The following is an 18,875-nucleotide window of genomic DNA, read 5'->3' on the forward strand; positions in this document are numbered from 1 at the left end:
CTACGCAATTACGCTCGTCCAGCACTGCATGGGCCTCGAGTCAGCGCTGAAGCGCTCACTCTGGCCGACACAGGAGTCGACATAAATGGCAACCATCAAGGTAGACGTCGTCAGCGCGGAAGAGCAGATCTTCTCGGGCGAGGCGAAGTTCGTTGCGCTCCCGGGCGAAGCGGGCGAACTCGGCATTCTGCCGGGCCACACGCCGCTCATCACGCGGATTCGTCCGGGTGCGGTGCGCATCGAATCGGAAAACGGCGAAGAAGAGTTCGTGTTCGTCGCCGGCGGTATCCTCGAAGTCCAACCGGGCGCGGTGACGGTTCTGGCCGACACGGCAATCCGCGGCAAGGATCTCGACGAAGCGAAGGCCGAGCAGGCTCGCAAGCGCGCGGAAGAAGCGCTGCAAAACACCGGCTCGAACCTCGAATACGCCACTGCGCAAGCAGAACTGGCGTACGCGACGGCGCAGCTGGCCGCGATCCAGCGTCTGCGCAAGCTGCGCGGACAGCAATAAGCAGCACAATCGAAAGCAGCCGCTCGCGGCTGCTTTTTTTGTCCTCTACTTGACGTTTACGGAAAGGTCAGCAAAATCATACCGACGCCGGAACAGCTAGAAAGCTGCGGGTAAGACTTGATGCCGGACGAATCGGCGGCGGGGCACAATCGGTCGCAAAGTCATTTCAATACTGGGATTCACCTCTGGAGACAGGATCATGGCAACGCAAGCTGCAGGAGAGGGTGCACTCATTGAACCGAAAGGCGGACTCTCGTACGTGCGCGGTTCCACCGACGTGCCGCTTAGCGAGTCGACCGTCGGACAGTTTCTCGTCGACACGGCGCAGCGCTTTCCCGAGCGGCCCGCAGTGGTGTTCCGTGAGCAGGAAATTCGATGGAATTGGCGGGAGTTTCAGCAGGAAGTCGACATTTTGGCGGCGGGTTTGCTGGAACTCGGTATCTGCAAGGGTGATCGGGTCGGCATCTGGTCGCCGAACCGCGTTGAATGGCTGATGACGCAGTTTGCGACGGCACGCATCGGCGCTGTGCTCGTCAACATCAATCCTGCCTACCGTCTTGCCGAGCTCGAATACGCGCTGAACAAGGTGAATTGCAAGGCGATCATCTCAGCCGAGAAATTCAAGTCGTCGATGTATCTGCAGATGCTTCAGGAGCTGGCGCCGGAACTGGCGACGGCCGCACCGGGCGATCTGCACGCGGCCCGTCTGCCGGATTTGCGCATCGTGATCCGTATGTGCGACACCGAGACGCCGGGCATGCTGACGTTCTCGGACGTCGTCGAGCGCGGCCGCAGCGCGTTCGATCCCGCCAGACTCGACGCGATCGGCGCGACGCTCGATCCCAACGATCCCATCAACATTCAGTTTACAAGCGGCACGACGGGAAACCCGAAAGGCGCGACGCTGACCCACCGAAACGTGGTGAACAACGCGCGCTATATCGCGTTGGCCATGCGGCTGACCGAGGAAGACTCGCTATGCATTCCGGTGCCGCTTTATCACTGTTTCGGCATGGTGCTCGCGGTGCTGGCATGCGTCTCCGTGGGTGCCGCGATGGTCTTTCCGGGTGAGGCGTTCGAGCCCGGCGCGACGCTCAGAGCCGTCTCCGAAGAAAAGTGCACGGCACTGCACGGCGTGCCGACCATGTTCATCGCCGAACTCGATCATCCGGACTTTGCTTCGTTCGATCTCACCCGATTGCGCACGGGCATCATGGCCGGGTCGCCGTGCCCCATCGAAACGATGAAACGCGTTGTCTCGCAAATGCATCTGGCGGAAATCACGATCGCGTACGGGATGACGGAGACGAGCCCCGTGTCTTTCCAGAGTTCGACGACCGATCCTTTGGACAAGCGGACCACGACAGTCGGCCGGATCCAGCCGCACCTGGAGGTGAAGGTGGTCGATCCGCTCGGCGAGATTGTGCGCGTCGGCGAAACGGGCGAACTCTGTACGCGCGGTTATTCCGTGATGAAGGGCTATTGGGGCGATGAGGCCAAGACGCGGGAAAGCGTCGTCGATGGCTGGATGCATACGGGTGACCTGGCGACCATCGACGCCGATGGTTATTGCAATATCGTCGGCCGTCTGAAGGACATGTTGATTCGCGGCGGCGAAAACATCTATCCGCGCGAGATCGAGGAGTTTTTGTTCCGTCACCCGAAGATTCAGAGCGCGCAGGTGTTCGGCGTGCCGGACGCGAAATACGGCGAGGAGGTGTGCGCGTGGGTCGTGTTGCGCGCCGGCGAGAGCCTGACCGTCGAAGAACTACAGGAGTTCTGCCGAGGCCAGATCGCGCACTACAAGATTCCGAAATACGTCCGCTTCGTCGATGAGTTGCCAATGACGGTGACAGGCAAAGTCCAGAAATTCGTCATGCGCGAGCGGATGATCGACGAACTTCACCTGAAGGAAGACAAGACCGCCTGATTCACGGTTCAAATATTCCGAAAGACAAACCAAAAACGCCGTGTGCAAGTCACACGGCGTTTCGCTTTGAGGGGAAGGGTGCCGGTTCGCGCGCAGCAGCTAGATGGCGCGCAAACGTTTGGCAAGGCAAAAAAAAAGCGGGCCTGGAGCCCGCTAAAAACCACACGCTACGGGGTTAGCGCGAGGAGACCATTGGAGGAATCGTCAATCGGCGCGATCAACACCGAACACGACTCCAGCAGAGATGCCCCTTGGAAGAGCTTCGACGCTTGCGTCGACCGGCCGTTGGATTTTGTGTCCACAGACACTGCTACCCGGCCGCATCCTTGCTGAACCCGTGAAAGGCATTGTGGGCGAATTACCCGACGTGCGCGGTAACAAAGTGTTTCAGGTTGTAACGCCCGTCAGATAAGGCGCTGCGGGATTTTTTTCACACTGAAAACACGTTATCCGTAAATATTGCCGATACCTTTTGAGTCCACTTCAGCGCGTTTCGCGCGATCGTTCGCGACGGATATTGCGCTGCGCTACATCCTCGAAACGAGTAGTTGCCGCTCTTCGCGACATGGCGAACCGACTTCAGTCAAATGCTCTTACGGATTCCGTGGCCGTCCGTTTGAAACTGCTGCTTGCTGATGCCTCAATCTCATGTTGCGTCGCCGCATTAACCGACCGTCCTGAACGGACTAATGACGCATCCGACGAGCGCGCCGCGACGATCGACGCGCTCTCCGCTTAACTTCCGGCCGAATCGGTAAGTGCGACCGCACCGGCCGTCACAAACCCGGCGTCACTTCAACCATTTGTCGGATATGGACTGGTATTCGCCCGTCGCGCGCGCGAGGTGCAGCCACTGGTCGACATATTGCTGGAACACAACGTCGCCGCGCGGCACCAACCACGCCTTCTCCCCATACTGGAACGGCTTGTCGGGGTGCACCGAGCACAGACCCGGATTGAGTTTCTGCTGCAGCAGGGTCTCCGACGCGTCCGTCACCATCACGTCCGCCTTGCCAGCGAGAATCTGCTTGAAGATGGTCACGTTATCCGGGTACAGCGTGAGATTCGCGTGCGGGAAGAATTGCCTCGCGAATCGCTCGTTGGTGCCGCCCGGGTTGAAGATCACGCGCGTCGACGGCTGATCGATCTGGGCGACCGTCTGGTACTTGTCGACGTCATCGCAACGCACGATCGGCGATTTGCCGTCGATCTGATACGCCACCGTGAAGAACGCCTTTTTCTGCCGATCCAGCGTGGTGGACACGCCGCCCACGCCGACGTCGCACTTCGAAACGAAGTCGTTCATCAGGTTCGACCACGACGTTTTCACGAATTCCGCCTTCACGCCGAGCGACTTCGCGAGCGACTCGGTCATGTCGATGTCGATTCCTTCGAACTTGCCGTCCTGCCTGTAGAAAGAGTACGGCTTGTAGTCGCCCGTCGTGCAGGCCCGCAGCGTGCCGCGGGCAAGGATTTCATCCAGTCTCGACGCCGGTGCAGACGCCGACTCAGGTGCGGCAATTTGCGCATGGACCGCGCCGGCACAGCACAGCGCGCCGACAAGAACCATCATGGCTTTCTTCATTGAGTCTCCTTTATCGTTGTTTATCATGATCCAACGGAGTCGATCATAGTCCGCACAACTATCCGTGACCATTGTTCTAAAGGCATAGGACAAACAGCAATTGCCAGGATTACGCAGGCGGCGTCGCGCGCTCAGCGGGTAAAATGCGCTTTTGCCTTCCTTCAGGCGCGAGCAACGTGGCCCACAACCTCCTCAACGACACTTTCCTGCGCGCGTTGATGCGCGAGCCGACCGAATACACGCCGATCTGGCTGATGCGCCAGGCAGGGCGCTATCTGCCTGAGTACAACGCGACGCGCAGTCGCGCCGGCAGCTTTCTGGGGCTCGCGAAGAATCCGGATTACGCGACGGAAGTCACGCTGCAGCCGCTCGACCGCTATCCGCTCGATGCCGCAATCCTGTTCTCCGACATCCTGACCATCCCCGACGCGATGGGTCTCGGTCTGGATTTCCAGGTCGGCGAAGGGCCGAAGTTCGCACGTCCCGTGCGCACCGAGGAGGATGTCGCGCGCCTCGCCGTGCCCGATATCGACGCCACGCTGCGCTACGTGACAGACGCCGTGCGCCAGATCCGCACGGCGTTGACGGACGCGCAAGGCCGCCAGCGCGTGCCGCTGATCGGCTTTTCGGGCAGCCCGTGGACGCTCGCGTGTTACATGGTCGAAGGCGGCGGTTCGGACGATTTCCGCACGGTGAAGTCGATGCTGTATGGCCGCCCGGACCTGATGCACCGCATCCTCGACGTCAACGCGAAGGCGGTTGCCGCCTATCTGAACGCGCAGATCGAGGCGGGCGCCCAGGCCGTGATGATTTTCGATACATGGGGCGGCGCGCTCGCTGACGGCATCTATCAGCGCTTCTCGCTGCACTACATCCAGCAGGTCGTGAGTCAGCTGAAGCGCGAACACGATGGCAACCGGGTGCCCGTCATCACCTTCACGAAGGGCGGCGGCCTGTGGCTCGAGGAAATTGCCGCGACGGGCGTCGACGCGGTCGGTCTCGACTGGACGGTGAATCTGGGCAAGGCGCGCGAACGTGTCGGCGGAAAGGTCGCGTTACAAGGCAATATCGATCCTTCCGTGCTGTTTGCGCCGCCCTCGACGATCCGCATCGAAGCGCGCGCGGTGCTCGACAGCTTCGGCAATCATCCGGGACACGTGTTCAATCTCGGCCATGGCATTTCCCAGTTCACGCCGCCGGAGCATGTGGCCGAACTCGTCGACGAAGTGCACCGTCACAGCCGCGCCATCCGTGCGACGAGCGGCACGGGCGCGGTCTAAGGCCGCTCCGGATTGTGACGTTTGTGTTGCAATGCAGCGACGCCGGGCTCGCGGTCAAAAGGGAAAATAGCGTTCCACAGGCCGACCCAAGGCCTTCTTCGCGTTGTCAAGACTTGACTTATGCACATTTGTCACGCTGCGGCGCGGTAGAGAGATGGATCGTCGCAGGTAACTTGAAAAGTACGCAGAAATCTGGTCAATGCCTTGAGCGATAAGGGTTTCCCGGTTCTTAAGACGAATGTGCGCTATCCCACAAAGAGCCCGGATTGGCGCGGTCCGCGGGCCATCGGGGCCGAGTTCTCAACAAAGTTATCCACAGGCAGACGAGCCTGGGCGCAATTGTCGATGCAAAATCAAAACTTAGCGCCGAATTTGAAGTTTTACTTTAAGTGTGACGGCCGCGGCATCGTGCCTGTGAATAACTCTCTCCGCCGACATCGTTCATGCAGGTCGAAGCGCTGACCGACACCTACGTCCGCGTCGCGCTGGATCATCCGTTGCCGACGCTCTTCGACTACCGCTGTGACGCCGCTTTGGCGCCGGCGCCGGGCATGCTCGTCAGCGTGCCGTTTGGCAAGCGGCATATCGTAGGGCTCGTCATGGAAGTGACCGCTCACAGTGACGTGCCCGCTGATCGCATCAAGTCAGTCCACAGCGTCTGCATGGCGTGCCCGCCGCTGTCCGGGCATTGGCTGCAACTCGCGCAGTTCGCCGCCGACTACTACCAGCGCGGCATCGGCGAAGTTGCGCTGCCCGCGCTGCCGCAGGCGCTGCGCGACGCGGCGCGCTGGACGCGCCTCTTCGCGCCCGAGGAGCGTTATCGTCTGCTGCCCGCAGGCCGTGCCGCCTTGCCGGACGCGCTGCCCGCTCGCGCCACCGCACTGCGCCGTCTGGCAGCCGCGCTGGCGGAAGCCGAATCGCTGCCCGCCATCGAAGCCCGGGCGCTGCACGCGAAGGCCACTGCGACGCTCGAAGCGTGGCAAGCCGAGGGCTGGGTCGCACTCGACGTGATCGATCCCGCAGCGCCTCGTCCGTCGCAGGATCATTCGCCACGAAGCGCGTCGCTGCCGACGCTCACCGACGAACAGGCGACGGCCGTCGAAGCGATCCGCGAAGCCCAAGGCTTCGCGCCCTTCCTGCTGCACGGCGTGACGGGCAGCGGCAAGACCGAGGTCTATCTGCGCGCGCTGGCGGGATTGTTGGCCGCCAATCCGCAGGCGCAAGCGCTCGTACTCGTGCCCGAGATCAACCTGACGCCGCAGTTCGAGGCGGCATTTCGCGCGCGATTCGCATCGATGGACGACTCCGAGATCGTCACGCTGCATAGCGGTCTGGCCGAAGGCGAGCGAGCTCGCAACTGGTTCGCCGCACACACGGGCCGGGCCCGCATCGTGCTCGGCACGCGGCTCGCGGTCATGGCGTCGCTGCCGCATCTGGCCATCATCGTCGTCGACGAGGAGCATGATCCCGCCTACAAGCAGCAGGAAGGCCTGCGCTATTCCGCGCGCGATCTGGCGATCTGGCGCGCCAAGCAGCTGGCCGTTCCCGTGGTGCTTGGATCGGCGACGCCCTCGCTGGAAAGCTGGTGGCAGGTCGATCAGGGCCGCTACAAGCGGCTCACGCTGTCGCGCCGAGCCGTCGCCGATGCCGTGCTGCCGACCGTCCGGCTCGTCGATCTGGAAGACGAGCGACGGCGCGGACGCGCATCGGTGGAAGGTCTGTCGGGCCCGCTGATCGCGGCGCTGAAAACGCGCCTCGAACGTGGCGAGCAGAGTCTCGTGTTCCTGAACCGTCGCGGCTACGCGCCACAGCTGGCGTGCGACGCATGCGGCTGGGTCGCGGGCTGCCCGCGGTGCAGCGCCTATGTGGTGCTGCATAAGCCGGAAAGGGCGCTGCGCTGCCACCACTGCGGCTGGGAAGCGCGCATTCCACGCTCGTGCCCGGAATGCGGCAACGTCGATATCGCGCCGCTCGGCCGCGGCACGCAGCGTATCGAGGAGGCACTCGCCGGCGCGGTGCCGGGCGCGCGCGTGTTGCGCATCGATGCCGACAGCACGCGCCGCAAGGGCAGCGCGCAGGCGCTGTTTTCGGATGTGCACGCGGGCGAAGTCGACATTCTGGTCGGCACGCAGATGATCGCGAAGGGACACGATTTCCGCCGAGTCTCGCTGGTCGGCGTGCTGAACGCGGACACGGCGCTCTTTTCCCACGATTTCCGCGCCAGCGAGCGCCTGTTCGCACAGCTGATGCAGGTGAGCGGCCGGGCGGGCCGAGCCGGACTGCCGGGCGAGGTGCTGGTGCAGACGCGCTATCCGACTCATGCGCTGTATCACGCGCTGGCTCGCCAGGATTACGTCGGCTTCGCCAATTCGACGCTATCCGAACGGCGCGACGCGCATCTGCCGCCCTTCGTCTATCAGGCGATGCTGCGCGCCGAAGGCCGCACACTCGACGCCGCGCTCACCTTTCTGCAGCAGGCGGCCGCGGCGCTGGCCGAGATTCCTGCCGCGAGCCGCGTGACCGTCTATGACGCGGTGCCGCTTACCATCGTCAAGGTGATGCACGTGCATCGCGCGCAACTGCTGGTCGAAAGCGCGTCGCGCGCTGCGCTGCAGGCGACGCTGCGCGCCTGGCAGCCGTTGTTGCGCACGCTCAAGGGCGTGCTGCGCTGGAGCATCGAAGTCGATCCGCTCGACATCTGATCGCTTCACCCGCGCTGCGAATCAGGCGTCATCTTCGCGCAAATCCATTCAAGTCATATCGATCAAACGAAAGGTCGGTTCGTTTCGCAATATCGCTCGACTATATTTCGCCGAATAGGGGCATGAATCACAACAATCCACAGCGCGTGTTCTTCGCGGCGAAGGCGTTCGGGCTCGACAGGCGTTTCGCCGCGGTGCTCGGCGTGGGCGGCGTGGGCGGCGCGGTGTGCGCGGTGTGCGCGAAGCGCGAACACGCGTCGGTGGCGATCACGCTCGTGATCCTGTGGGCGGTCGTGATGATCTTCGTGCTGCCGCTCGTGTCGCGCTCGCTGGGATTGTCGACGGCCGTCGCTGGCGCGTGGATCGGCACCACGGAATTCGCCGACGCGGCGGGGATCGCCGCCGCGCAGGCCTATGGCGATTTCGCGAAGCACGCGGGCGGCGCGATTGCCGGCTCGCCGGAAGCGTCGCTTCAGGCGTTCGCGCTGATGAAAGTCGTAGGCCGCGACATCTGGATCGGCATCTGGGCGTTCCTGGTGGCGATCGTCGCGACCACGCGCTGGGAATCGGATGAAAGCGGCGTGGCCGCGTCGGCGCTCGTCATGTGGATCGCAAGCCATTACTCGCTGGCCGATTACCGCAAGGTGGTCACGCCGGAATTTGTTGCGCCAATCACCGCGCTGCGCACGTAGGCGTTCATCTTCTGCTTCTTCAGCATTGGGCTGACGACGCGCGTCCGTTCACTCGCGGCCACGGGCATTAAGCCGTTCATCGCGGTCACAATGGGCGTGGCTGTCAATATCGCCATCGGCTACGTGCTGTCCGCGCACGTGTTCGCACCGTATTGGAATAGCTCGGGGCAGGGCTCGTGAGCGCGCCCGCCGTTCTCGACGACGGCATCCACTCGCAGCCCGCCGTGCGCCGGCCATGCTGTGCCGATTGCCGGTTTCGTGCCGACGATCGGCATTCGCTTGAGCAGAGCATTGCGGGCCTCGCCGTATTCAGGTCGGGCTTCGGTGCGAGCGTCGCCGACAGCCGCCTGTGTCTTTTCCACGATCAGCTCGTCGCGCCGCGCGACAGTTGCCGCGCGTTCGCGCCGCTGCGCTGATCCTTTCTGCCGATGAGTGCGCCGGGTGCGCCCGCCGTCAGCGGGCGCCGCATCACCGAAGGCTTAGCCGCGCATCGATTCCCGCACCGCATCGCGCTCGTCGTCGCGCACTTCGATGGGCACGAGTTCGTTGCGCGACGGACCCGTCGCGCCGCGAATGAACAGCACCATGCAGCTCGCGAACATCATCCAGACCCCCGTCACTATCAGCCACTTTTCCATTTGGTCACCCCGTATAGCGAGACTTCGAACCCCGTACCGTGCGTCAGTGCGCATTTCATGACCGGTATAACGGCGCAATTTCGGATTCGATAAGGGTTGCCAGAAAATAAACCGATCCAGGGAAAACACCGAGCGCAACCGCGTGCATCCGGAAGGTGCACGTCGACCGCAAAGCCTTGTGGGACAACAATTCCAGAGGGGTGCAACCGTTTCATCGAACTGGTTGCACCTTTTTATTGGGAGGGGTACGATTCGCCCAACTTTTAGTCTTTGGCCGGCGTCCGCCCGGCGCATAAAGAAGGAATCATGGCGAGCACCACCCTTGGCGTCAAAGTCGACGATCTGCTGCGTACCCGGTTGAAAGATGCCGCCACGCGGCTCGAACGCACTCCCCACTGGCTGATCAAGCAGGCGATCTTCACGTACCTCGAAAAGATCGAACACGGCCAGCTTCCCGCCGAACTCTCCGGTCATCACGGTGCAACCGAACTGGCCGATGGCGCCGCCGATTCAGACGATACCGACGGGCTGCACCCGTTCCTCGAATTCGCGCAAAGCGTGCAGCCGCAGTCGGTGCTGCGTGCGGCGATCACGGCGGCGTATCGCCGTCCCGAGCCCGAGTGCGTGCCGTTCCTGCTCGGCCAGGCGCGTCTGCCCGCGAACATCGCGAGCGACGTGCAGGCGATGGCGGGCAAGCTCGTCGAAGCGCTGCGTTCGAAGAGCACGGGCGGCGGCGTCGAAGGGCTGATCCACGAGTTCTCGCTGTCGAGCCAGGAAGGCGTCGCGCTGATGTGTCTCGCGGAAGCGCTGCTGCGCATCCCCGACCGTGCGACCCGTGACGCGCTGATCCGCGACAAGATCAGCAAGGGCGACTGGCGCTCGCACGTCGGCCACGCGCCGTCGCTGTTCGTGAACGCGGCGACGTGGGGCCTGATGATCACCGGCAAGCTGGTGACGACGAATAGCGAAACGGGTTTGTCGTCGGCGCTGACGCGCATGATCGGCAAGGGCGGCGAGCCGCTGATCCGCAAGGGCGTCGACATGGCGATGCGCCTGATGGGCGAGCAGTTCGTCACGGGCGAAACCATTTCCGAAGCGCTCGCGAACAGCCGCAAGTTCGAAGCACGCGGTTTCCGCTACTCGTACGACATGCTCGGCGAAGCCGCGACGACGGAAGCCGACGCGCAGCGCTACTACGCATCGTACGAACAGGCGATCCACGCGATCGGCAAGGCAGCCGGCGGCCGCGGCATCTACGAAGGCCCCGGCATCTCGATCAAGCTGTCGGCGCTGCATCCGCGCTATTCGCGTTCGCAGCAGGAACGCACGATGAGCGAACTGCTGCCGCGCGTGCGCGCGCTCGCGATCCTTGCGCGCCGCTACGACATCGGCCTGAACATCGACGCGGAAGAAGCGGACCGTCTGGAAATCTCGCTCGATCTGCTCGAAGCGCTGTGTTTCGATCCCGAGCTGCAAGGCTGGAACGGCATCGGCTTCGTGGTGCAGGCGTATCAGAAGCGCTGCCCGTTCGTGATCGACTACATCGTCGATCTGGCGCGCCGCAGCCGTCACCGCATCATGGTGCGTCTCGTGAAGGGCGCGTACTGGGATACGGAAATCAAGCGCGCACAGGTGGATGGCCTCGAAGGTTATCCGGTGTACACGCGCAAGATCTATACGGACGTGTCGTACCTCGCGTGCGCGAAGAAGCTGCTCGGCGCACCCGATGCCGTCTATCCGCAGTTCGCGACGCACAACGCGCACACGCTGTCGGCGATCTATCACCTCGCGGGCGGCAACTACTATCCCGGCCAGTACGAGTTCCAGTGCCTGCACGGCATGGGCGAGCCGCTGTACGAAGAAGTGACGGGACGCGACAAGCTGAACCGTCCGTGCCGCGTTTATGCGCCCGTCGGCACGCACGAAACGCTGCTCGCGTATCTCGTGCGCCGTCTGCTGGAGAACGGTGCGAACACGTCGTTCGTCAACCGCATCGCTGACGAAACGGTGCCCGTGAAGGATCTCGTCGCCGATCCCGTCGACGAAGCCTCGAAGATCGTGCCGCTCGGCGCGCCGCACGCCAAGATCCCGCTGCCGCGCAGCCTGTTCGGCGCGGAGCGCCCCAATTCGATGGGCCTCGATCTGTCGAACGAGCATCGTCTTGCGTCGCTGTCGTCGGCGCTGCTGGCGAGCGCGAATCATCCGTGGCGCGCGGCGCCCATGCTCGAGGACAACGAGATCGCCGTCGGCAATGCACGCGACGTGCGCAATCCGTCGGATCATCGCGACCTCGTCGGCACGGTTGTCGAAGCGACGCCGGAACACGTGAGCGCCGCGCTCGCGCATGCCGTGGCCACCGCGCCGATCTGGCAGGCGACGCCCGTCGAAGCGCGCGCCGATTGCCTCGCGCGTGCCGCCGATCTGCTCGAAGCGCAGATGCATACGCTGATGGGTCTCGTCGTGCGCGAAGCGGGCAAGTCGCTGCCGAACGCCGTCGCCGAAATCCGCGAAGCGATCGACTTCCTGCGTTATTACTCGGCGCAGATCCGCGACGAGTTCTCGAACGACACGCACCGTCCGCTCGGTCCTGTGGTCTGTATCAGCCCGTGGAACTTCCCGCTGGCGATCTTCATGGGCCAGGTCGCGGCTGCGCTCGCGGCGGGCAACACGGTGCTCGCGAAGCCCGCTGAACAGACGCCGCTGATCGCCGCGCAAGCCGTGCGCATTCTGCGCGAAGCGGGCGTGCCCGCCGGCGCCGTGCAACTGCTGCCGGGCGACGGCGAGACGGTCGGCGCCGCGCTGGTCGCCGACGCGCGCACGCGCGCCGTGATGTTCACCGGATCGACGGAAGTCGCGCGTCTGATCAACAAGACGCTCTCGAACCGCCTCGATCCCGATGGCAAGCCGATTCCGCTGATCGCCGAAACAGGCGGCCAGAACGCGATGATCGTCGACTCGTCGGCGCTCGCCGAGCAGGTCGTCGCCGACGTGCTGCAGTCGTCATTCGATTCCGCCGGTCAACGTTGTTCCGCGCTGCGCGTTCTTTGTCTTCAGGATGACGTCGCGGATCGCACGCTCGAAATGCTGACGGGCGCAATGAAGGAACTGGCCGTGGGCAACCCGGATCGTCTGTCGATCGACGTGGGTCCCGTGATCGACGCGGAAGCGAAGCGCGGCATCGACGCGCATATCGCATCGATGCGCGAGAAGGGCCGCAAGGTCACGCAACTGCCGACGCCCGAAGGCTGCAACGCCGGTACCTTCGTGCCGCCGACGCTGATCGAACTCGACAGCATCGATGAATTGAAGCGTGAAGTGTTTGGTCCCGTGCTGCACGTGGTGCGTTACCGCCGCAGCGCGCTGGACAAGCTGCTCGAACAGATCCGCGCGACGGGTTACGGGCTGACGCTCGGCATCCATACGCGTATCGACGAAACGATCGCGCATGTGATCGGCCGCGCGCACGTGGGCAATATCTACGTGAACCGCAACGTGATCGGCGCCGTGGTTGGCGTGCAGCCGTTCGGTGGCGAAGGGTTGTCGGGTACGGGTCCGAAGGCGGGCGGCGCGCTGTATCTGCAGCGTCTGCTGGCGACGCGTCCGGCCGGTTTGCCGAAGTCGCTCGCGCAGACGCTGATGGTGGAAGGCTCGCAAGGCGCTGCCCAAAACGGCAACGCGGCAAGCGATAATCCTGCCGCTGCGCTGACGACGCTGCGCGACTGGCTGATTGCGGAACGCGAGCCGGTGCTGGCCGCACGTTGCGACGGTTATCTGTCGCACATTCCGGCGGGCGCGACGGCTGTGCTGACGGGGCCGACGGGCGAGCGCAACACGTACACGCTCGGCGCACGCGGCACGGTGCTGTGCGTCGCGTCGACGGCGAGCGGCGCCCGTGTGCAGTTCGCGGCGGCACTGGCGACGGGCAACAAGGCGTTGTTCGAGGGCGCTGCGGGCGAGCAGCTGTACGCTGCGCTGCCGGCGTCGCTCAAGCCTTACGCGAGCGTGAAGAAAAACGCTGAAGCATCGTTCGAAGCCGCGCTTTTCGAAGGCGACAGCGACGAGCTGCTGACGCTCGTGAAGGACATCGCGAAGCGCGCGGGTCCGATCGTGTCGGTGCAGGGCGTTGCGGCGCGCGCGCTGGAAAGCGGCGACGAGGATTACGCGCTCGAACGTCTGTTGACGGAGCGTTCGGTAAGCGTGAATACGGCAGCAGCAGGCGGTAATGCGAATTTGATGACGATCGGCTGAGCGAACCTCGCTCGATCGATTCAAAAAAATGGCGCGAGACGGCGACCCCGATCACCGCGCCGTCCACACCTGGTACCAAGGAGAAGATATGCAACACACGATGAAAAAGCTGGCAGGCGCGACGCTGTTCGCTGCCATGTCGCTGGCGGGGACTGCGCATGCACAGCAGGTCGAGGACGTGAAGATCGGCTTCGCAGGCCCGATGACGGGTGCACAGGCGCACTACGGCAAGGACTTCCAGAACGGCATCACGCTCGCAGTCGAAGACATGAACGCGACGAAGCCGATGATCGGCGGCAAGCAGGTTCGCTTCGTGCTGGACGTGGCCGACGACCAGGCTGACCCGCGCACGGGTACGACCGTTGCGCAGAAGCTGGTCGATGACAACATCAAGGGCATGCTCGGTCACTTCAACTCGGGCACGACGATCCCGGCATCGCGCATCTACGCGAACGCGGGCATTCCGCAGATCGCGATGGCGACGGCACCGGAATACACGCAGCAAGGCTTCAAGACGACGTTCCGCATGATGACCTCGGACACGCAGCAAGGCTCCGTGGCGGGCACGTTTGCTGTGAAGAGCCTGGGCATGAAGAAGATCGCGATCGTCGACGACCGCACGGCATACGGCCAGGGTCTCGCCGACCAGTTCGAGAAGGCAGCGAAGGCTGCGGGCGGCACGATTGTCGATCGTGAATTCACGAACGACAAGGCTGTCGACTTCAAGTCGATCCTGACGAAGCTGAAGTCGGTCCAACCGGATCTGATCTACTACGGCGGCGCCGATTCGCAGGCTGCACCGATGGTCAAGCAGATGAAGACGCTGGGCATCAAGGCACCGCTGATGGGCGGCGAAATGGTGCACACGCCGACGTTCCTGCAAGTTGCGGGCGATGCGGCTAATGGCACGGTGGCTTCGCTGGCTGGTCTGCCGCTGGAAGAAATGCCGGGCGGCAAGGACTACGTCGCGAAGTACAAGAAGCGCTTTGGTGAAGACGTGCAGACGTACTCGCCGTATGCGTACGACGGCGCGATGGCGATGTTCGACGCGATGAAGAAGGCGAACTCGACGGATCCGGCGAAGTACCTCCCGCTGCTTGCCAAGACCAGCATGCCTGCTGTCACCACGAAGGATCTTGCCTATGACAACAGGGGCGATCTGAAGAACGGTGGCATCACGCTGTATAAGGTTGTCGACGGCAAGTGGACGACGTTGCAGAGCGTGGGTGGGAAGTAAGGTTTTTTTTCCTCGCGGCGCGTGATTTGGGTTTTCGGTTTTTCAGTTTTTTGGTTTTTTTGGTTTGCGCGCGCTGCTGGGTTTTTGGGTTGTATTGGGCCTCGTGGAGTTTTTCCTCTGCGAGGCTTTTTTGTGGTTTGCGTGTTTTTTGCGCTGGCATCCGCGGTTTCGTATCGGTTTATTAGCGTTGCCCCTGTGCGGGGCGGCACCTACTTTTCTTTGCAGCGGCAAAGAAAAGTAGGCAAAAGAAAGCCGCTCACACCGCTAATTCTTGTGTTTGCCTGCGGGCCCCCTACGGGTCCCGCACTCCACGCGGCATCGAGCTACTCAATGCCCGTTGCCAGCGCTCCTGGATTCGCATCCCCCACTTCACACTCCCACGTCACGGACCTCGTTACCAGGAAGTCCACGGCCAGGTGGCAAACTGTGTGTAGGCCGTCGCGCCGCAAGTGCACCACTCCGGACTGAAAAGCGGGATCGGTGTCGTAGAAGCTCGAACGCGTCAGGTGCGACACGCTACACACAGTTTGCCACCTGGGCGGTGCAGACGGATCGCTGCCGCTGGCTGCGCTACGGGTGACTGGAGAGGGTGATGCGCCTGTTAGAGGCGCTGGCAACACGCGTAGAAAAGTGAGTTGCCGTGTGGAGTGCGGGACCCGTTGGGGCCCGCAGGCAAACACAAGGATTGGCGGTGTGAGCGGCTTTCTTTTGCCTACTTTTCTTTGCCGCTGCAAAGAAAAGTAGGTGCCGCCCCGCACAGCAATGCTCTCAACTTAAGCGTCAAAGCGCTTGTAAACGAGGCATTGCCCCTGTAAACTTGATTGCATAACTCCCTGATAAATCAACGATATGAACTCAAATACCAGCTTCCTCGAGGCTTCTGGCTGAGTTCTCCGAATTCCTGTTCGATCCGGCGCTCGCCGATCGCGTGCGTCGTTCTCCTACCGCCTTTACCCGTAATCGCACACTGACCTTGCCGCGCATGGCTGCGCTGATGATGTCGGGCATGTGCGCAAGCGTGCAGGCCGAACTCGATGCGCTGTTTGGCGCGCTGGATAAGCGCGGCGGCCAGACCCGCGCGGTCAGCGCACAGGCGTTTAGCAAGGCGCGTCGAGGGTTGTCGGCTGATCTGTTCGATCTGGCCCGCGCTCACCTGATTTCTCTGGCTCAACCCCATATCGAATCGATGCGCTGGAACGGCCTGAGGCTGGTCGCCGCTGACGGCAGCCGTCTGCGCGTGAGCACCCGCCGGGGCCATGAACTACGCGCCGATCACTACGTGTTTGCGCTGTTCCTGCCGGGCCCCGAACTGACGTTGCACGCCGCGCTTCACTCCGCCGACGGCGCCGAGCGCCAGATGTTGTTTGAAGCGCTGGATGTGCTCCAGCCGTGTACCGATCTGCTGCTACTTGATCGTGGCTTTATCGGTAACGCGATGGTGGCCACGCTGACGCAGCGCGAGATTGCGTTCTGCATGCGCGTCGATACACATAACTGGAAGTGCGTCACCGACTTCACCCGCAGCGGCGAAGCCGAGCGCATCGTGACGCTACAAGCGCCTTGCGAGCAGGATGCCCGCGACTATGAACTGGCCCGTACACCGAGCACCGTGCGCCTGATACGGGACGTCACGCCCAGCGGTCGCGTGCGTGTGCTGATGACCTCACTGCTCGATGGCCAGCGTTATCCGGCGGCGTCTTTCGGCGCGCTCTATCATCAGCGCTGGCGGGTCGAGGAAGCGTTCAAGCGCCTCAAGCACCGACTGCGACTGGAGGCCGTGACGGGGCTGGATTACCTGGCATTGCAGCAGGATCTGGGCGCAAAAATCCTCGCCGACAACCTGTGCACCTTGCTCAGTGATCTGGATGTCTCACACGATAATGTCTGTGCCAGCCGCCCTAACCGGGTGTACGCACGCGGCGTGCTCAAGCCCATTCTCGGTGCGTGTCTTCTACGCGTGCGCCACTGTCTGGAAGGCCTCGCCACGCTGCTTGCGCTCATCCATCAGAACCGATGTCGCATACAGCCCGCGCGTTCATATCCTCGACCACCCGGAAAAACCAAGCCCCATTGCCATCTCACGTACAAGTTCGCCTGATGGAATGGGGCTTAAGTTGAGAGCATTGCCCCGCACAGGGGCAACGCCTGAAGCACCGATACGAATTCGCGGATGCCAGCGCAAAAAAGCACGCGCGCAACAAAAAAAGCCTCGCAGAGAAAAAACTCCACGAGGCTCAATACAACATAAACCCTGGCGGCGCGAAACCAGAAAACCAAAAACCCAAATCTCGCGCCGCAGGCAAAAAACCTACTCACTCCGTAACTTCTTCCCCTGCTCCCGAACCTGTTCGAGTGTAGCCCCCGGCGTGCTCGCTTCCTGAATCATGCGAACTTCAATCACAGCGGGGAGCTTCGACTCCTGAGCACGCCTGAAAGCAGGCATAAAGTCCTCCGTCCGCTCGACGGTTTCCCCATACGCGCCGAACGACTTCGCAAATGCTGCGAAATCAGGATTCGTCAGCCCCGTCCCATGCACACGGTTCGGATAATGCCGCTCCTGATGCATGCGAATCGTGCCGTAGTGACTGTTGTTCACCACGACAAAAATCACCGGCAAGTCATACTGCATCGCCGTCGCGATCTCCGACGACGCCATCATGAAGCAACCATCGCCCGCAAACGCAACCACGGTTCGATCCGGATACAGCGACTTCGCCGCGATCGCGGCAGGCACGCCATAACCCATCGCACCGCTCGTCGGTGCAAGCTGCGAACGGAAATGCCGATACGCAAAGTGTCGATGCAGCCACGTTGCGTAATTGCCCGCGCCATTCGTGAGAATCGCATCCTTCGGCAGATGCTCGCGCAGTTGCAGCATGATCTCGCCGAGTTGCACGTCACCTGGAATCTTGCGCGGCTTGCGCCATTCGAGGTACGCGTCGTGTGCTTCCTTCGCGCTGCCCGACCAGGCAGGTTGCCCCGAAGGCTTCAAAGCCGCGAGCATCGACGCGATTTCCGGCATGCCCGAGACGATGGGCAAATCGGCGGCATAGACGCGGCCGAGTTCGTCCGCGCCTTGATGCACGTGGATCAGCGTCTGTTTCGTCTTGGGAATGTCGAGCAACGTGTAGCCGCCCGTCGTCGCTTCACCGAGCCGCGGACCGAGTGCGAGCAGCACGTCGGCATCCTGAATGCGTTTTGCGAGCGCCGGGTTGATGCCGAGACCCACGTCGCCCGCATAGTTCGGATGCTCGTTGTCGAGCGTGTCCTGGAAGCGGAACGCGAGGCCAATCGGTAATTGCCAGTTCTCGATGAACTTGCGCAGGTCTTCGCAAGCTTCCGGCGTCCAGCCGCTGCCGCCTGCGATCACCATCGGTTTCTTCGCGCCTTCGAGCAGACCGCGCAGCCGCTCGATCTGCCGCTGCGCCGGCGAAGCCGCCACGCGCTGATAAGCAGGCGCGCCCGGCATCGCGGCGCATGCATCGCTCAACACGTCTTCGGGCAGCGACAGCACGACGGGACCCGGACGGCCCGACGTCGCGACATGAAACGCGTGGCTCATGTACTCGGGAATGCGGCGCGGATCGTCGATCTGCGCGACCCACTTCGCCATCTGCCCGAACATGCGCCGATAGTCGATTTCCTGGAACGCCTCGCGGTCCAGATGCTCACGCGCGCATTGGCCGATCAGCAGGATCATTGGCGTCGAGTCCTGAAACGCCGTGTGCACGCCGATGGATGCGTGCGTCGCGCCCGGTCCGCGCGTGACGATCGCGACGCCCGGCCGGCCCGTCAGCTTGCCGACGGCTTCCGCCATGTTCGCCGCAGCCGCTTCGTGGCGGCACACGACTGTCTGAATCTGCGTCGTCTCGTCATGCAAGGAATCGAGGATCGCCAGAAAACTTTCGCCAGGTACGCAAAACACGCGCTCGACGCCATGCGTCAGCAGCGCGTCGACCATGAGCCGCGCGCCCGTGGTCATATTTGAAGCATCGGAAGACAGCGACATTGCGAAGACACCTCCAGTCAGAAGAGCTCCGACAGCTTACGCC

General features: G+C 62.7%; 11 protein-coding genes and 1 pseudogene. 9 read left to right on the plus strand and 3 right to left on the minus strand.

All coding sequences use genetic code 11. The features are described from left to right. Positions 1-85 precede the first annotated feature (85 nt). Complete coding sequence (locus tag FRZ40_RS11450) at positions 86-511, plus strand: F0F1 ATP synthase subunit epsilon (protein WP_028364002.1); 426 nt, start codon at positions 86-88, stop codon at positions 509-511. Positions 512-710: 199 nt separating this feature from the next. Beyond that, positions 711-2,441, plus strand: a complete 1,731-nt coding sequence (locus tag FRZ40_RS11455; RefSeq protein ID WP_147234170.1) for an AMP-binding protein — start codon at positions 711-713, stop codon at positions 2,439-2,441. Between the two features lie 790 nt (positions 2,442-3,231). Here FRZ40_RS11455 and FRZ40_RS11460 read toward each other — a convergent pair. Further along, a complete protein-coding gene (locus FRZ40_RS11460; RefSeq protein ID WP_028364004.1) occupies positions 3,232-4,026 on the minus strand; it encodes a transporter substrate-binding domain-containing protein in 795 nt (264 codons plus the stop codon). Positions 4,027-4,202: 176 nt separating this feature from the next. Here FRZ40_RS11460 and hemE point away from each other — a divergent pair, with 176 nt between their 5' ends. The 4 genes and pseudogenes from hemE (at position 4,203) to FRZ40_RS11480 (ending at position 9,116) form a co-directional block, all read left to right on the plus strand. Then, positions 4,203-5,306, plus strand: a complete 1,104-nt coding sequence (gene hemE / locus FRZ40_RS11465) for a uroporphyrinogen decarboxylase (RefSeq protein ID WP_028364005.1) — start codon at positions 4,203-4,205, stop codon at positions 5,304-5,306. A 443-nt stretch (positions 5,307-5,749) separates the two neighbouring features. Further along, entirely contained in the window at positions 5,750-8,008 is a 2,259-nt protein-coding gene (locus tag FRZ40_RS11470) for a primosomal protein N' (protein ID WP_147234171.1), read from the plus strand. Positions 8,009-8,154: 146 nt separating this feature from the next. Next, positions 8,155-8,880: pseudogene (locus FRZ40_RS11475) on the plus strand (putative sulfate exporter family transporter); the annotation flags it as partial. Next, positions 8,877-9,116, plus strand: coding sequence for a hypothetical protein (locus FRZ40_RS11480; protein WP_147234172.1), 240 nt, complete (start codon positions 8,877-8,879; stop codon positions 9,114-9,116). The pseudogene FRZ40_RS11475 and the gene FRZ40_RS11480, both read left to right, overlap by 4 nt. Before the next feature lie 63 nt (positions 9,117-9,179). Here FRZ40_RS11480 and FRZ40_RS44365 read toward each other — a convergent pair whose 3' ends face one another. Beyond that, entirely contained in the window at positions 9,180-9,338 is a 159-nt protein-coding gene (locus tag FRZ40_RS44365; RefSeq protein WP_167528648.1) for a hypothetical protein, read from the minus strand. Positions 9,339-9,644: 306 nt separating this feature from the next. Between FRZ40_RS44365 and putA the strand changes: the two genes are divergently transcribed. The 3 genes from putA to FRZ40_RS11495 all read left to right on the plus strand — a co-directional run bounded on the left by putA (position 9,645) and on the right by FRZ40_RS11495 (position 16,921). Next, on the plus strand, positions 9,645-13,586 hold the full coding sequence (putA, locus tag FRZ40_RS11485) for a trifunctional transcriptional regulator/proline dehydrogenase/L-glutamate gamma-semialdehyde dehydrogenase (protein ID WP_147234173.1): 3,942 nt from the start codon (positions 9,645-9,647) through the stop codon (positions 13,584-13,586). A gap of 88 nt (positions 13,587-13,674) precedes the next feature. Beyond that, positions 13,675-14,823, plus strand: a complete 1,149-nt coding sequence (locus FRZ40_RS11490) for a branched-chain amino acid ABC transporter substrate-binding protein (RefSeq protein WP_028364010.1) — start codon at positions 13,675-13,677, stop codon at positions 14,821-14,823. A 901-nt stretch (positions 14,824-15,724) separates the two neighbouring features. Next, on the plus strand, positions 15,725-16,921 hold the full coding sequence (locus FRZ40_RS11495) for an IS4 family transposase (RefSeq protein WP_147233635.1): 1,197 nt from the start codon (positions 15,725-15,727) through the stop codon (positions 16,919-16,921). A gap of 210 nt (positions 16,922-17,131) precedes the next feature. On the opposite strand, the gene FRZ40_RS11500 is transcribed toward FRZ40_RS11495, so the two are convergent. Continuing rightward, the gene (locus FRZ40_RS11500) at positions 17,132-18,832 is read right to left on the minus strand and encodes a thiamine pyrophosphate-binding protein (protein ID WP_028364011.1); all 1,701 of its coding nucleotides are present in this window, start codon (positions 18,830-18,832) and stop codon (positions 17,132-17,134) included. Between the last annotated feature and the right edge of the window lie 43 nt (positions 18,833-18,875).

This window comes from Paraburkholderia azotifigens, from assembly GCF_007995085.1.
GTDB lineage: Bacteria > Pseudomonadota > Gammaproteobacteria > Burkholderiales > Burkholderiaceae > Paraburkholderia > Paraburkholderia azotifigens.